This is a genomic window from Humiphilus diazotrophicus (genome assembly GCF_059726315.1).
The window spans coordinates 2238992-2254682 of the sequence record NZ_AP040870.1 but is presented as its reverse complement, the minus strand read 5'-3'; the positions used below and the strand labels follow the sequence as shown (position 1 = coordinate 2254682).

General features: G+C 51.1%; 15 protein-coding genes. 10 read left to right on the top strand and 5 right to left on the bottom strand.

The features are described from left to right. Nucleotides 1-183 precede the first annotated feature (183 nt). Complete coding sequence (locus AC6I7T_RS10405) at nucleotides 184-1068, top strand: MBL fold metallo-hydrolase (RefSeq protein WP_497793318.1); 885 nt, start codon at nucleotides 184-186, stop codon at nucleotides 1066-1068. A gap of 19 nt (nucleotides 1069-1087) precedes the next feature. Continuing rightward, nucleotides 1088-2092, top strand: coding sequence for an alpha/beta hydrolase (locus tag AC6I7T_RS10400; protein WP_497793317.1), 1005 nt, complete (start codon nucleotides 1088-1090; stop codon nucleotides 2090-2092). Nucleotides 2093-2152: 60 nt separating this feature from the next. On the opposite strand, the gene AC6I7T_RS10395 is transcribed toward AC6I7T_RS10400, so the two are convergent. Beyond that, the gene (locus AC6I7T_RS10395; protein ID WP_497793316.1) at nucleotides 2153-2674 is read right to left on the bottom strand and encodes a pyridoxamine 5'-phosphate oxidase family protein; all 522 of its coding nucleotides are present in this window, start codon (nucleotides 2672-2674) and stop codon (nucleotides 2153-2155) included. 286 nt (nucleotides 2675-2960) lie between these two features. On the opposite strand from AC6I7T_RS10395, the gene AC6I7T_RS10390 reads away from it, so the two are divergent. The 6 genes from AC6I7T_RS10390 to AC6I7T_RS10365 all read left to right on the top strand — a co-directional run bounded on the left by AC6I7T_RS10390 (nucleotide 2961) and on the right by AC6I7T_RS10365 (nucleotide 10856). Then, entirely contained in the window at nucleotides 2961-4277 is a 1317-nt protein-coding gene (locus AC6I7T_RS10390; protein WP_497793315.1) for a Gfo/Idh/MocA family protein, read from the top strand. Then, nucleotides 4270-5316, top strand: coding sequence for a DUF6807 domain-containing protein (locus AC6I7T_RS10385; protein WP_497793314.1), 1047 nt, complete (start codon nucleotides 4270-4272; stop codon nucleotides 5314-5316). Before AC6I7T_RS10390 ends, AC6I7T_RS10385 begins: the two co-directional genes overlap by 8 nt. Nucleotides 5317-5364: 48 nt before the next feature. Then, complete coding sequence (locus tag AC6I7T_RS10380) at nucleotides 5365-6159, top strand: NIPSNAP family protein (RefSeq protein WP_497793313.1); 795 nt, start codon at nucleotides 5365-5367, stop codon at nucleotides 6157-6159. A gap of 57 nt (nucleotides 6160-6216) precedes the next feature. Continuing rightward, a complete protein-coding gene (locus tag AC6I7T_RS10375) occupies nucleotides 6217-6579 on the top strand; it encodes a PadR family transcriptional regulator (RefSeq protein WP_497793311.1) in 363 nt (120 codons plus the stop codon). Between the two features lie 3 nt (nucleotides 6580-6582). Continuing rightward, entirely contained in the window at nucleotides 6583-9240 is a 2658-nt protein-coding gene (locus tag AC6I7T_RS10370) for an ABC transporter permease (RefSeq protein ID WP_497793310.1), read from the top strand. 101 nt (nucleotides 9241-9341) lie between these two features. Next, the gene (locus AC6I7T_RS10365; RefSeq protein ID WP_497793309.1) at nucleotides 9342-10856 is read left to right on the top strand and encodes a GDSL-type esterase/lipase family protein; all 1515 of its coding nucleotides are present in this window, start codon (nucleotides 9342-9344) and stop codon (nucleotides 10854-10856) included. A 130-nt stretch (nucleotides 10857-10986) separates the two neighbouring features. Here AC6I7T_RS10365 and AC6I7T_RS10360 read toward each other — a convergent pair whose 3' ends face one another. Beyond that, complete coding sequence (locus AC6I7T_RS10360) at nucleotides 10987-11586, bottom strand: TetR/AcrR family transcriptional regulator (RefSeq protein WP_497793307.1); 600 nt, start codon at nucleotides 11584-11586, stop codon at nucleotides 10987-10989. A gap of 69 nt (nucleotides 11587-11655) precedes the next feature. Here AC6I7T_RS10360 and AC6I7T_RS10355 point away from each other — a divergent pair, with 69 nt between their 5' ends. After that, a complete protein-coding gene (locus AC6I7T_RS10355; RefSeq protein ID WP_497793306.1) occupies nucleotides 11656-12234 on the top strand; it encodes a hydrolase in 579 nt (192 codons plus the stop codon). Beyond that, entirely contained in the window at nucleotides 12231-13691 is a 1461-nt protein-coding gene (locus AC6I7T_RS10350; RefSeq protein ID WP_497793305.1) for a DHA2 family efflux MFS transporter permease subunit, read from the top strand. The genes AC6I7T_RS10355 and AC6I7T_RS10350 overlap by 4 nt, the downstream gene beginning before the upstream one ends. A gap of 81 nt (nucleotides 13692-13772) precedes the next feature. On the opposite strand, the gene AC6I7T_RS10345 is transcribed toward AC6I7T_RS10350, so the two are convergent. The 3 genes from AC6I7T_RS10345 to AC6I7T_RS10335 are packed head-to-tail and all read right to left on the bottom strand — an operon-like array spanning nucleotide 13773 to nucleotide 15615. Continuing rightward, entirely contained in the window at nucleotides 13773-14102 is a 330-nt protein-coding gene (locus tag AC6I7T_RS10345) for a hypothetical protein (RefSeq protein WP_497793304.1), read from the bottom strand. 56 nt (nucleotides 14103-14158) lie between these two features. Beyond that, nucleotides 14159-14803, bottom strand: a complete 645-nt coding sequence (locus AC6I7T_RS10340) for a class I SAM-dependent methyltransferase (RefSeq protein WP_497793303.1) — start codon at nucleotides 14801-14803, stop codon at nucleotides 14159-14161. Continuing rightward, complete coding sequence (locus AC6I7T_RS10335) at nucleotides 14800-15615, bottom strand: hypothetical protein (protein ID WP_497793302.1); 816 nt, start codon at nucleotides 15613-15615, stop codon at nucleotides 14800-14802. Before AC6I7T_RS10335 ends, AC6I7T_RS10340 begins: the two co-directional genes overlap by 4 nt. Nucleotides 15616-15691 lie beyond the last annotated feature (76 nt).

Sequence of the window (15691 nt, the reverse complement as noted above, 5' to 3'; positions counted from 1 at the left end):
ATTTAAAGTAGGTGCCTATTGGATGAGCTGACTCCGTAATGGACGCGGGAAATTTCGCTCCGTAGAAAGCAAATCCGTGACATAGAAACGCAAGATTATGGCATATCGCGAGGCCGTTCATTTCTAGACTGATTTTGTATTCGAAGCGAAACAAGCTCGAAAACCAAAGGAGAAACGATTGAAATGACGGTTCTTGACCAAATCTCAACAACATACGAGCTTGCGAAGGCTACGGTCACGCGCGTCCCTGAGATTCTGCTCGATGCGATTCCTCCTGAGGCGTTGTATCCGGAGTGGAGTTCCAATCTTTTGAAACCGGATTCGTCAGATTCAGTTCGGCAATGGACCTCAGAAGGTCTCTTACGCAGTATTCACAGCTGGCTGGTGCGTACTTCACAACATACCGTGCTGATTGATACAGCCACTGGAAATGGAAAGTCACGCACAGGATTTCCTGTACTTGATCATTTACAGGAGCCGTATCTGGAAAGGTTGAAAGCTGCAGGTGCAGTTCCCGAGGAGATTGATTATGTTCTGCATACGCATCTCCATGTTGACCACGTTGGATGGAACACTCAGCTGATCGATGGACGCTGGGTTCCGACGTTCCCTCGCGCGAAACATCTCTTTCCTGTGCAGGAGCTGGATTTCTATACAAATCCAGCAAACAGGGAAGACTGGCGGTATCAGATCTATTTGGACAGTATTCTGCCGATCATCGAGTCAGGACAGGCGCAGCCGGTTGGGCCGGATGGGGCAGAGGTTCTGGACGGCTTTACTTTCGTGCCGACCTTCGGGCACAGTGCCGGGCACATGTCGATCCTTTTCCGTGCCGATGGCGAGGAAGCAATTTTCGCCGGAGACGTGATGCATCATCCACTGCAAGTCTACTTTCCACAACTGAACTCGATCTATTGTGAGTCGGCAGAAAAAGCACGGCGTTCCCGTGAGTGGGTTTTGCAATTTGCCGCAGAGAGAGGCGCATTTTATTTTAGTTCCCATTTCCCTGAAACCTCTGCCGGACGAATTACTACAGGCACGGATGGTTTTGAATGGCGTTATCTCTGAGGACAAGGAAGGAAAAACTGTGAGTGTTGAGCAGATTCGTGATTTACAACTAGAGGAAACGATCCTTGCTGAGGATCTGATGATTGAAAGTGATACTCCAGGAACCAGATTGCACCTCCGGCATAAGTGGATTCCTTCCCATCAGGATTCCTCTGCCGAAAGAACAGTGCTCTTAATGCACGGGGCGACCTACCCGAGTGGCGTCTTGTTTGATATTCCCTTCGAAGGAGCGTCGTTTCTCGATTATTTAGCCAGCCGCGGTTACGACGTCTATGCCTTGGACGTGCGCGGATACGGCGGATCGTCGCGTCCGCCGGAGATGGAAGTAGCGGCGGAGAAAAATCCTCCAGCTGTTCGAACGGACGTAGCTGTACGGGACCTGTCCTCAGCCGTCAACTTTGTTCTGCATAAGAATGGGATTGAGCAGCTGAACTTGATAGGAATGTCTTGGGGTGGCAGTGTATCGGGTGCTTATAGCAGTCGTAATAATGACAAGATTCGAAAGCTGATTCTCGTGGCTCCGCAATGGGTGACATCGAAAAGGCCACGTATCGACAATGGTGGGGAGCTTGGCGCCTATCGCGTTATTTCTGTTCCTGCCGCTCGTGAACGTTGGTTTGATGGCGTTCCAGTGGAGAAGCGGAGATCCCTGTTGCCCGAAGGTTGGTTTGAGCAATGGCTGGAAGCTGCTCTAGAAAGTGATCCGTGGCCCGGCAGTTCGTCGTCGCATATAGTTCGTGCTCCCAGTGGCGCTGTGGCGGATGTTCGTGAGTATTGGGCCGCAGGAAAGCCATTCTACAATCCAGGAGAAATCACCGTTCCAGTGTTATTGGTCCATGGAGAATGGGATCAGGATGTGCCTCTGGAATTAGCTGAAGGTTATTTCCGTGCTCTGGTTGGTGCTTCGAAGCGGCGTTGGCTGGAGATTTCCGAAGCGACACATCTTCTCCTTCTGGAAAGCAAGAGGAAAATTGCAATGCGCGCCATGGTGGCGTTTCTGCAAGAGGGCGAGTCTTCAATCTGAAACGGACGCAGAGATAAGGGGAGAAGAAATACCTCATAACCCTCCCCCTATATTTCTATTTCATGCTGCCGCGCTCTTAGCACAATTCCGAAGAGCTTCAATCTGTTCTTCCCACCTCTGCAACACCCGTTCAACTTCTTCAGGATGGATCTTCAAGGTCACTTCACTGACAACATCGGCGTATTGCGAAAGATGTCTTCTTGCACTGATGGTAGTTGTCTCGAAGAATTTCAAATGGTACTTCGTTTGTTGTTCGGCTATTGCCTTCCCCTGTAAGCGGAACTCGTAGAGTCCTCCGCAACACGGAAAGGTAAGAGTCAAACGGCCATCTCGGACAATGTTTTTGGTGGTCCCGGAATCTGGCCATAGTGCAATTCGAAAGGTCCGGCTATCGATAGCTAGAACTTCGCCTGCGCTTAGTACTGCCGCATGTGGCCAACCTTGTTCATCGACGGTGGAAGCTCGAATTGCCTGCCCAAGCTTGGTGCGAAGATCTTTGCCATTGCAGAATTCTGAGATCGCTTGCGGAATATCGGGAGATTCTTCTTTGGGTGGATCGTAAACCACGTCGGCTTTACTCATTGTCTGTGCTCCTTTTCTGGGTTGATTCGCCTCGGCACAAGCAATTCTTATGATGCGAATAGATGCTTCCGGAGTACCGGAAGAGTGACTACCGGAGTAACACCGATCTACAGAATGCGCCTTTTCCAAACAGAGAATCATTTCTTAAGAGACAACACCTGCACGAAATCTGTAAACTTCGCACGCTGACGGAGAAGAACCTGTCTGCGCAATCTGTCGAAGCAAATGCCATTGGGAGGGACAGTCGATGTCGCCAGAGGATACGAGTCGAAGAGATTTTCTGAAAATGAGTAGCACAGTATTGGCCGGTACAGCGGTATCGTGGAATGCCTCCAGTTATGCGAGCATTATTGGCGCAAACGATCGGATTCGCGTAGGGCTGGTGGGCGCCGGTGACCGTGCTCGTCAAGCGTTGGTTCCTTCTTTCCAGCAGCATGCCAAGGAGATGAACTTCGAATTCGTCGCCGTATCGGATTTGTGGAGTCGTCGCCGTGAGGAAGGTGCCGCTCTCCTGCAGAAGCTCAGCGGTCATTCAATAGTTACGACACGCAACAATGAAGAGCTTTATGAAAGAAAAGATGTCGATGCTGTGATCATTGCTACGGCCGACTTTCAGCATGCGCTTCATGGCGTTGAAGCTGTAAAGGCCGGGCGAGATGCCTATGTCGAAAAGCCGCTTGCAAATACTATGGCCGATGCTCGTGCAATTCGGGATGCGGTGAAGCAGACCGGACAGATCGTACAGATTGGAACCCAAAGGCGGAGTACTCCAAGCTATCAGCAGGCCTACGAGTACATCCGTTCCGGAAAGTTTGGCGACATTGTGATGGTTGAGATGACGTGGAACGTCAATCAGCCCGGACGCTGGCGGCGTCCCAATGTGGTTCCGCTCTTGAAGGAACAGGACACAGACTGGAAGCGATTCCTGATGAACCGTCCGCCTGAATCCTTCGATGCCCGCAAGTATCTTGAGTTCCGTCTCTTCTGGCCGTATTCCTCAGGAATTCCGGATCAATGGCTGGTGCATCAGATCGACACTGTTCACTGGTTCAGTGGATATCCTCATCCTCGCAGTGTGGTAGCGAATGGTGGACTCTATTTATGGAAAGATGGCCGGAAGAATTGGGATACCCTGACCGCAGTTTTTGATTATGGTCCGGTGAATGACCCAACAAAGGGATTTCAGGTTATCTACTCTTCGCGACAGACGAACTCTGCCGGAGGCATTAAGGAGCTCTATTACTCGAACGGCGGCATGCTCGATATGGATAAGCAGCGAGTCACTCCTGAAGGAGGGCTCCAAGCACGAGCCGCAGCTGAGATGGGTATGAAAGAAAATCTGTTGGGCAGCTTCTCCCTGACGGAGAATGTCGAGAAAGTGGAGACATCTGCAAATACGGGCGCCGATTCAATGACTTCTGCCAATATGCGCAACTGGATGGAGTGCGTGCGTTCGAGAAAGCAGCCCAATGCCAATATTGAGGCTGGATATAGTCATTCCGTCGCTCTATGTATGACGATAGCTGCGATTCAGACAGGGCAGAGGGTTACCTTCAATAATGAGACACAGCAGGTGCTGGTCGGGGGACAAGCCTATGCGTAAGCTGCTGCTCCGCTGTCTCTTTGTACTCGTTGCTATGCCTGGGTATGTGTCAGCTGCGTCGTCGACGAAAGGTGTTCAGCTTCGCTCGGATGCGGAGAACCGGCGCGTGGATATAACCATCGATGGGGAACCCTTTACCTCTTATATCTGGCCGACAACGTTGAAAAAGCCTGTCCTTTATCCGCTGATTGCTCCTGGCGGAATTACGGTAACACGAGGCTATCCTCTTGCCCCGTTGCCAGGAGAGCGGACGGATCATCATCATCATGCAGGGATGTGGTTTAACTATGGCAACGTGAATGGTTTTGACTTTTGGAATAACTCCGATGCCATCAAGCCCGAGTCCCGCACCAAAATGGGCACGATTGAGCATGAAAAAATCTTGTCTATGAAGAACGGTGCCGATCATGGAGAACTGGTGGTCGAGACTGTATGGATCACAGGCAATAACGAAAAGATCCTTCGAGAAAACACGCGTTATGTATTTACCAAAAGTGAAAATTCGCGCGTCGTTGATCGGATTACAACCTTGCATGCGCTCGATCGCGTCGTCTTCCATGACGACAAGGAAGGGCTTCTGGGGATACGTGTAGCACGATGGCTTGAATCTCCCAATGAGAAGGGCGGAACCTTTACCGACGCCAATGGTGTTGCCACGAAGGTTGAGGCCCAGAATGTACCAGGAGCTACGGGCATTTATCTCACCAGCGAAGGGAAGAAAGGTGACGCGGTTTGGGGAACTAGAGGGAAGTGGTGCATCCTAACCGGGAAGCGCGGGGAAGATACAGTTTCAGTTGCAATTATCGATCACCCTGAAAATCCGGACTATCCGACCTACTGGCATGCACGGGGCTATGGATTGTTTGCCGCGAACCCTTTAGGTAGAAAGATCTTCGATCCTTCTGCTGCGCCACTTGATTTCACTCTGGAGAAGGGCAAGACCGTAATATTTCGTCATCGGGTGATTTTGGCCGCGCATGAGATTACTCCTGAAGAGATGGATCGGGAGTCCTCAGCCTATGGCCGGGAGGACCGATAAAAGGTCAGACTCGTAACCACATTCAGTGATGAATAAAAAGGAGAGATTTTGCACAGACGGCGATTCCTAAAATCTTCTCTTGCTCTATCGGCTGCTGCGTTTGCCTCAAACGCGGCAACCGAAGCCGCAGCTCAAAAACCTCGTGAGTACTACGAATTGCGAAGGTATCACCTGCAGACAGGGCCACAGCTGCAGCTTACGGAGCACTATTTCGAAGAGGCCCTTATTCCTGCGTTGAATCGCTCGGGCCTTTCTCCCATAGGAGCCTTTAAGCTCGATATCGGTCCGGATACTCCGGCCTATTATTTGTTGATTCCTGGAAGTTCTCTGGAAGCTTTGGTGACAGCTGAACTGCACCTTGCGCAGGACGAACAGTTTATAAAAACAGCCGAGTCTTTTTGGAGCGCCCCAGCAAAAGAGCCTGCCTTCCTTCGTGTAGATAGCTCTCTGCTGATTGCTTTTGAAGGCTGGCCGAAATTAACACCTCCAAAGTTCGATAGCTCCAGCACTAAGCGGATCTTCCAGTTGCGGACATATGAGAGTCCCAGTAATCAAGATCACGTTCGAAAAGTAGAGATGTTCCACCATGGTGAATTCGAGATCTTTCGGAAGGCGGGTTTTCGGCAGGTGTTTTACGGCGATGGCTTGATTGGTCCTCACCTTCCTAATCTGACCTATATGCTGAGTTTTAGTGATCTCGCGGAGCTGACCGCACAATGGGACAAGTTTCGTAATGATCCTGATTGGAAGAAGCTATCGAGTTCTTCCCGCTATGGTTTTGAGCAGATCGTAAGCAATATTTCCAATCTGATCCTCAGTCCTCTGGCCGCCTCTCAGATTTGATTCGGCTTAAATAATCTCCTATGGACATTCCAAAGGAATGGTGCTACTTTCTTTGCAATGTCCAAAGGAGAGATTGTGGACGCCAAAAAATCCGAAGTTTTACAAGGTACACTCGATTTAATGATTTTGCAGACCTTGAACGCCTTGGGGCCTCTGCATGGCTTTGGACTTGCCCGCCGGATTGAGCAGATCAGCGAGGATGTTTTGCAACTGAATGAGGGAACTGTCTATACCTCGCTTTTGCGTTTGCAGCAGCAGGGTTGGATCACCTCCGAGTGGGGAGCTTCCGAGAATAACCGTAAGGCCAAGTTCTATTCCATTACCAAACGCGGCATGAAACAGCTGGCACTCGAAACGGAAAACTGGGAGCGAATCTCCGGTGTTATTGGCCGTCTGTTGCAGCTGGAAGGGCAAAGGTAAGCCATGCGTGCTCGACTTCGTATCCTCCTCGCAAAGCTTCAAGAGCTGTTTCATCAACGGAAAGCAGACAGCGATTTCGACGATGAGATTCAGATGCATGTCGAGCTGCTTACCGATAGATTTATTCAGCAGGGAATGTCCCCCGCAGAAGCAGCTTCGGCTGCACGCCGGCAGTTTGGCAATGTTGCCTTGCTGCAGCAACGGCAAAAGGAGATACGAACATTCCTGTCTCCGACTACTTTGTGGCGCGATTTCACTTACACGCTGAGGCGTTTTTCCAAGTCTCCGGTTTTCGTCTGTGCGGCGGTTCTTTCCATCGCTCTCGGAATCGCAGCAAACGCCACTATCTTTTCCATTGTCAGCAGATTTGTTTTGCGTCCTGCCCCAGTTGGCGAGCCTGCAAGTTTGATGAACTTGCATACGACTCACAAGAATGAAATCAATTCTTTCTCCTGGCCAGCTTTTAAAGATGTGCAGGAGCAAACCAGATCTTTTTCCGGCGTTACCGCTTATTTCGATCTATTGCCCGCTTCTCTCAGTGGCTACGGCGAACCCATACGGGTGTGGGGACAAGCTGCAAAGTCGAACTATTTCGATGTCACCCAGCTTTCGATGACACTTGGCCGAGGTTTCTTGAATTCGGAAGAACATATTCCGGTAATTGTTCTGGGCCATGGCTTGTGGAAGAGCTACTTTGCATCGGACCCGGCTGTGGTTGGCAAAACAATACTTCTTTCCGGACAGGCATTCACTGTGGTTGGTGTAGCGCCCCCTTCCTTTCGTGGGCTGGATGCTATTCTGGCTCCTCAATTTTGGGTGCCGCTGGGAACTCTCGAACGCTTGCAGTCTACGCCTTTGGATTGGACAACACGTTCACAACACTGGTTACAGGTTGCTGGGCGAATGGCTCCCGGAGTTACAACGGAGCAGGCAACAGCGGAACTCAGCGTACTGGCACAACGTCTTGCAACCGCTCATCCGGATACGGATAAAGACGGAGGCTTTCGTTTTGAGCGGGCAGGAGCACTTCCTCCTCGCGACAGCTCCTCTATCCTGTTATTTCTGGCCGTACTCGGTGTTATTGTGCTGCTCGTTCTCTGTATTGCCGGTACGAATATGGCCAACCTGCTTTTGGCTCAAGCTGCAGGTCGCGAGCGGGAGATGGCGGTGCGCATAGCAATGGGTGCTACGCGCAGTCAGCTTCTCCGTCAATTGTTGTTGGAGAGTACATTACTTTCCCTCGGTGGGGGGCTTCTCGGCATCGGCCTTACATTGTGCTCTCTTCAGGGGCTTTCTTCCTTCCACCTTCCTGCGCCGGTTCCGATTGACCTTAGTCTTAGCATCGACTGGAGGGTTCTGCTATATGCCTTTGCACTCAGCATTGGTTCCGGATTGCTGTTTGGCGTTATTCCGGCATTCGTAGCCTCACGTCCGCTCCTTTCTCATGCGCTGAAGGGGGAAGATGCACTTGCCCGTTCAGGGAGACGGTGGACGTTGCGCAATACTCTTGTTGTCAGCCAGATTGCGATGTCCCTGGTGCTGCTCTGTGCTACTGGACTTTTCCTGCGCAGCTTACAGTATGCTGCGGATATTCCTATTGGTTTCCGCGCGAATGGCATCCTCATGATGGCGGTCGATCCGCAGACACAGGGCTATACTTCTGAGCGCACGATTCAGTTCCTCACACAACTACGTCGAAATGTGGCGACTCTTCCTGGCGTCCTCTCTGTGGGATGCACCGATGGTGTACCGCTTTCGGGAGGACATCGCAGTGATGGATTCCTGATTAAGAGTGGATCGACTTCTTCGGAGTCTACCGCGACAGTAGATCTGTTTATGGTTACTCCCGGTTATTTTGAAACTATGGGGATCGCCCGTCTTGCCGGTCGTGATTTTGCTTCCGAGCGCTCTACGGGAACTAAGTTCGCGGTGGTCAATCAAACCTTTGTTCAGCGCATACTCAGTGGAGAGAATCCTCTTGGCCAGCAGGTTTCGGGTGGAGGTGTCACCTATCAGATCATCGGTGTGGTCCAGAACACCAAGTCACGTACCTTGGGGGAGAAGCCCCGCCCGGTTCTTTATCGTCTGCTTGATCAGAATGTAGCCAGCGATCCTTCAGGCATGGGATATTCCCTGCTGGTTCGTTATTCGGGAGATTCTGGAAATCTTGCGAACGCTGTTCGCGATCAGATTCATTCCCTGGACTCCTCGATGGCTATCTTCAATACGGCAACAATGGAAGAACATTTACGGGATGCATTCTTCCTTCCTCGTCTGGCTGGTACGCTATTCGGTGTCTTCGGTCTTGTTGGTTTGATTTTGGCTGCTGTTGGACTCTATGGCGTAATGAGCTATTCAGTAAGCCGCCGTACACGCGAGATTGGTATCCGGATGGCGCTCGGTGCGCGCGTTGGGGAGGTACAACGTCTGGTTCTTCGTCAAGGCTTGCTGCTCACCCTGATTGCCGTGATCGTCGGACTGCCTGCAGCTTGGATGGTGGCAAGATTTGCCAGTAGCTTCCTTTATGGAGTTAAACCGCACGACGCAATAACCTTTACCCTCGTGCCGTTCTTTTTGACTGCCGTTGCTTTTGTGGCATCCTGGATCCCATCACGCCGGGCAACGAAGGTTGAGCCGCAAACAGTACTTCGTTGCGAGTGAAGAACACAGGCTCGTACCGACTTTTCTAGTTTGGGTCGGCAGCTCGTTGGCGCGTCCCCTTTCCCTCCGATGAAGGATAGGGGAGCTTGTAAAATACGTGCGTGAAATCTACGAGCCGAAAATCTTCGCTGTACGGTCTTCTCCTGCGGATTGCGCTTCTTCTGCCTGTCTTCATTCTTGCTTCTTCCTGTCTGGCACAGGCAGTGGGTGCTGCAAATCCTGCCATTGTTCCATCAGATCGTCTCGGCGAGTCTTGGTGGGGTGATCGTCATAAGGCTGTGCTAGAGGCCGTTCATAACCAACCGGATGCGCAACTTTTACTTATCGGTGATTCCATCACCAATAACTACGATAAGGATCGTCTCCCGGATGAGAATTTTCAGCCGACCTGGAAGCAATTTTATGAACCTCGCAAGGCCCTGAATCTTGGCTTTAGTGGTGACGCTACAGAACATGTTCTGTGGCGTCTGGAACATGGCGAGGTAGATGGACTTCATCCAAAGGTTGTCGTTCTGCTGATAGGGACCAACAATACCGGCCACGAAAATCAGTCGGCAGAACAGACTGAGACCGGAATCGATGCGGTTGTTGCTTCTCTGGAACAGCACTTGCCGGAAACGAAGATTCTGCTTCTGGGGATTTTGCCGAGTGATATTTCCGATAGCAAAACAGAGCGTGATCGGGCTGTGAACCGTTACCTGTCCACCTGCTACGGTGAGAATCCGCGCGTGACTTATCTCGATATCGGCTCGATCTTTTTCCGCGACGGTGTCTTGAATACTTCTATCTTCTACGATCCGCGTTTGGCTCATCCTGGTAAAGCTCTACATCCGGATTCGAACGGACAACGCATGATGGCTGAAGCCATTGAGCCTACCTTGGCAAAACTGATGGGAGATGCTCCGCAGGTTCCAATTGCATCCATGACGGATATTAATACCGCTCTGATTCCAGTGCCTAAGCTGGAGGTGGATTCCTATGATTGGTATGCGAGGCATCATGCGGAACTGGATCTTCAAAAGAAGCTAAAGCCGCGTGTCGTCACCATTGGGGATTCCATTACCCATTTCTGGGGAGGACTGCCCAATGGAAGTCATGTGAATGGACCAACGGCGTGGCAGAAAATCTTCGGCGCGAAGCCCGTGATGAATATGGGCTTTGGCTGGGACCGCACGCAAAACGTTCTGTGGCGGCTTCGTCAAGGAGAGTTCGACGGCATCAATCCTCAATGGGTAGTTTTGGCGATAGGTACGAATAATCTCACAGGCACGAAGAATGCACGTGCGAATACGCCAGAGGAGATTGTCGATGGAATAGCAGCCATCTACGATGAGATCCACCTGCGCTCTTCTCAAAGCCGCATTCTCTTGATGGCTATTTTGCCCAGAGGTGAGAAGCCGGACAGTCCCTTGCGGGCTCCGATCCAAAAGCTGAATCAGCTCTTGTCTCAGCGCCTTTCCGGCAAACCTCAAGTTACTTTTCTTAATATCGGTCAACAGTTCCTTACTCCGGATGGCACATTACCTCGTACGATGATGCCGGATGGTACGCACCCGAGTGATGCTGGATATCAGCTCTGGGCGGATGCGTTAATTCAGGCAGGAGTAAGGCCTTAAGTTTTAGGAAAAGGGTGTATCGGTAGCCGAGCATCTTCAGTCCGATGTGGCTGCTGCTCGGTTGCCGATGCTTACATTATTAGATTTAGGCCTTAAGACATTCCGTGTGCAGGAATTGGACTCTCGGGATTTATCTCAATACCAGCGTCGATTTCAGATATCCGGTCAGTGCAATCTTGTACTCCTTAACAAGCTCTACCCTTTCTTTCACGTTGGCATCGGCATAAAGCAGATTCATGCTTTTAATGATTTGCAATGAGACGTTAGCAATCCGATAAGCGCGTTCCTTTGATAATTCAGGATGCCTATTCAAAAAAACATCCGCTAGCTGCTCCCGGAAGCGAACTTTGGCCGCCCGGTCCCGGTTGTATTTGATTGGTGCGTCGAGCACAGCAAAGTAAGCTGGGTGTTCTTCTACAAAGCTGACCACGATGTCGATGAAGCGGTGTGCCATCTGCTCGACAGATATGCTCTCGGGAAACATTGCTAGCCTTGCCCAGTGGCTCCGCATTTCATCCCTATACTTGTCCCGAAGAGCACGGACGAGAGCTTCCTTATTGGGGAAATACTGGTAAACCGCTCCGATGGAGGAACCTGCGCGTTCTGCAATCTCTGTCATCGTAGAAGCATCGTAACCGACTTCAGCCAGTATCTCTGCTGCAGTATCGAGCAGTTGTGCAACACGCCGCTCTCCGCGTTCTTGTTGGGGAATTCTTCGACTCGTTGACATATCTGAGGGCATGCTCATATTATAGCTTTAAGAATATGAGGGTATCCTCATATTCGGAGGGGTTCTCACATGTCTTTATCTCTGACTCTCAATCCCGCTTCCACCGCATTGGTATTAATCGACTTGCAAAATGGCATTCTCGGACGGTCCTTGGCTCCGTACACAAGCGATGAAGTTGTTGAGCGTTCCATCCAGCTTTCCGATGGTCTGAGGGACGCTGGTGCAACCATTGTCTTTGTGCATGTGTTGATCTCGGACGTGCTGCATTTACCTGTGGATTTGCCCATACGAGATCCCAATTCTCCTCCACCTCCGGCGGAAGCTTCGGAGCTGATTTCAACACTTACTATCCAATCTTCCGATCTTGTGGTTACAAAGAGGCAGTGGGGCGCTTTTTACGGTACGGAGTTAGACCAGCAATTACGCCGGAGAGGAATTCGCACGATTGTGTTGGGAGGGATAGCAACTAACTTTGGCGTTGAGTCCACCGCTCGAGACGCATTTGACCGCGGTTACGAGGTGGTCTTCGTAGAAGATGCTATGAGCACAGTGAGCGCTGAGGCACATCGGTTTGCTACGGAAAACATCTTTCCGCGTATGGGGCGTGTCCGCACTACACAGGCAGTTTTGGATGCAGTAAGAGGATGAGCTTTGTTTCCAATTCGACGGTAGAGCGCATCGAACCTCGCGTATGGAAGTTGTGCGGGGTGGTGCTGCTCGGGCCTCTGATTACCAGCCTCGATTCAACTGTAGTGAATGTTTCCCTTGCAACTTTGGGGCGAGAGCTACATGTCACGCTGGCAACATTGCAGTGGGTGATCACAGGTTATCTCTTGGCGCTAGCTCTGATGCTTCCCTTGAGTGGCTGGCTGGTAGATCGGATCGGCGCGAAGCGTGTTTATATAGGATGCTTTGCGCTATTCACCTTTGCCTCGGTGTTGTGTGGGTTTTCACCTTCGGCAGAAGCTTTGATTGGGGCGCGGGTACTGCAGGGGATGGCTGGAGGGCTGCTTGCTCCGATGGCGCAGATGATGGTTGCCAGAGAGGCACCTCGCCATATTGCACGTGTAGCCGGAATTATCGTTGTGCCTGTTCTACTTGGTCCGATCTGCGGTCCTTCTCTCGCCGGACTGATTCTGCAACACGCCTCGTGGCGATGGATCTTTTTTATCAACCTTCCCATTGGGATTTTGGCTACGCTGTTGGCATTTTGGATATTGCCGAAAGATGGTGTCAGCGGACGAGCGAGAAGTTTCGATCTTGTGGGATTCCTGTTGATTTCTCCGGCATTGGTTTTGCTTTTATATAGCTTTGAGGGATTAGGGAGTAATCCTTTCCGTGGGTCGGAATATCCGTTGGGATTAGCAATATCTCTTTTCCTCCTGATGGCTTTTGTTTGGCATGCACTCAGGCGGGGAAATGCTGCCCTCATCGATTTGAATCTTTTTCGGGATTCGCATTTCAATGCCGCTGCTTGTGCTCAGTTTCTCACGAATTCTATTGCCTTTGGCGGACAGATGCTACTGCCGCTCTACCTGCTTTCGGAGCTGCACATTTCACCCGAGAAGACTGGAATGCTGCTAGCTCCCGCTGGCGTCGGGATGCTCTGCTCTTATCCTTCTATGGGAGCACTTACGGATCGTTTCGGCCCGCGTAGAGTTAGTGCCAGTGGTTCTCTGATTGCATTGCTTGGAACCTTGCCCTTTGCTTTGCTGCCATCTTCCGCTCTATCGATGAGCGTTATTGGTATCGCGCTCTTCATCCGCGGTGTTGGTATGGGGGCAATCGGTATTCCCTCCATTGCTGCTGCGTATTCGTCAATTCCAAGAGAGGCAGTTCCAATTGCTACGACCGCTATCAATATCGTGCAGCGCCTGGGCGGGCCAACTGCTACAACTATCCTTGCGATCTTCCTGCACTCCAGAACAGCTTCGATTTCAATTTCAGGCCAAAGGTCAGGAGCCTTTACGGCTACCTTCGGGTTGTTATGTGTCTTTCATCTTCTAGCCTTCTTTGCTGCATTGCGCCTGCCTTTGCGAGTGCGGCCGCGAGAGCGGGTCGGCAGCAGCGGCTCTGCACAGGCGCCCGGGATGAATGCAGGGTAAATGTGGATTGCCGAAGGTGCGTGAACAGAGTGAGGAAGACGATTACGATTCGAGCGAAGGAGACCTTTATTCGCGGACTCCTTACCCGATTTCTCGATTGAATTGGAATTGAAAGACAGTTGTAACTCTGACAGGTACCGGTCGCGGAAACGGGTCGATAGGAAAACCTGGGTCTGGTCCAGGATTGGGTGATGGAGGAGGCACAGGTTCAGGGTCCGGTTCCGGAGCCGGATTGGGGTCTGGATCTGGATCGGGATCAGGTCCGGTTGGGGGATCTATGCCAGGTGCGACATTTGCTATATCTTCAGGCCACAACCTCCAGCTCCACATGCTGTACCGACGAATTACCTCAATTTCTTCGTACTCAGCTTCCTGAAGAGTAGCTGAAATATAAAGCAGGATAGTCGCCACGCTGAAACCTCGCTCCTCTCATTAGACGAGCACAATGGAATCCGGTTGCTCACGGATCAACTTCTCGGTATCCATATTTGGCTTACAAGAATTCCCCCAAGTCTGGATCTGCTCTTATTTAAGACAAAATTCTCCTGTTCCAGAATTGCGGTATAGTCCGGCAAGTGCCTAGTCTGCAAACCTGTAAGCCAACCGAAGATGCAATATAAAAAGCCGATCAGGAATACAGCAATTCCTCTTTTCCAGGGAGTATGGGGAATCGCAAATTCTGAAACGATCCATTGTCCGGAGCTTGAGAGCGAGTTGCGGATCTTTGATGCAAGAGTTTGTAGTTCAGGTTCCGTCAGGCAATCCAGGAAAAAGTGGGAGATCACGAGATCGTAACCGGCAGAAGGATGAAAATTTCGGATGTCTTGCCCGTGTATTCTCAAGCGGTCTTGTATTCCTGCTGCTGATGCTCTTTTCTGCAGCAGCGATAGCATCACAGTACTTACGTCGACGGCATCGACGAAGATGCTTGAATTTGAAGCAAGAAGGCGAGTTGTGAATCGGCCGTCGCCATCTCCTAACACCAAGGCCCTTTGTGATGTGCCAAGATGAGCCAAAAACGCATTCCTGCAATTGTCCAAAAGCAGCCCGAAGCTGAAATATTCAAGCCAGCGATAGAGGCGAGCGATCCGGTCAAAATTCGGACTGCTCATGCGAACCACGGAAAGATCAGTATCGGGGTCAAGAGCGCAAGATCTGCAGCGACCCTCGACGTCATTCGGCTGAGCCTGATCTGTAACTTGTCGATGAGCAAAAGAAGACCTGCACTAAATACCTCCACTAAGAAGAGCTTCTCTGCGGGGCTGTGCATATATACGGCGAAGTAGAGCACGAGGATTCCCAGTGCCAAAACCGCCGCGGTTGTAAGAGGAAATGCTTTATGTGCGGTTCCATCCTGACTTTCCCATCTTTCAATGCCTACACAGTTTAGCCAGCACAGAATAGCGAAGAATACGACCGCAATGGCGAAGGAGGGAGAATGAGTTGATGATCGGGACCAAGCTGGAACGGCTGTCGCCGCAGCAAAAATAAACCCTACGAACATCTCTTTAGCAAACCAGCGCCTCTTCCTGGTGAACTTGAAGTGAACTGCTGCGAAGTAAGCGAAGGCGACGAGAAAGAGAATTGAGTCCTCCCGTCGTGCGGAAATCGGCATGTATGTGAAGATGAGCCACAGCAAAGTTCCCCCGATCAGGGGAAGCACGCTTGTCATGACCTTCCAGTGGCGACGGTAAAAGTGATGCCGTTCTCGCATTTCTGCTTGCGGCAATGTACGCCAGCCGTCCAGAAGTCGGTCGGTTATGTAAATTGCCCAGGTGCCCAGGGCCAGAATTGCTAAAGAATATAGTGGCAGGACAAGATGGAAGCATTGGGCAAAGCTCCATGCCCATAGTGCAGCAACGGTAGGTGCATCCAGACTAAGCAAGTGCCACCAGCGCAGAGGCGAAGGTACTTGCAGTAGCACCGGAAAGTTCCTGCGTGTTATGGAAGGGGAAGCAACTAGGACCACAAAGTTATTTTACTTGGCAACGCATGGCCTT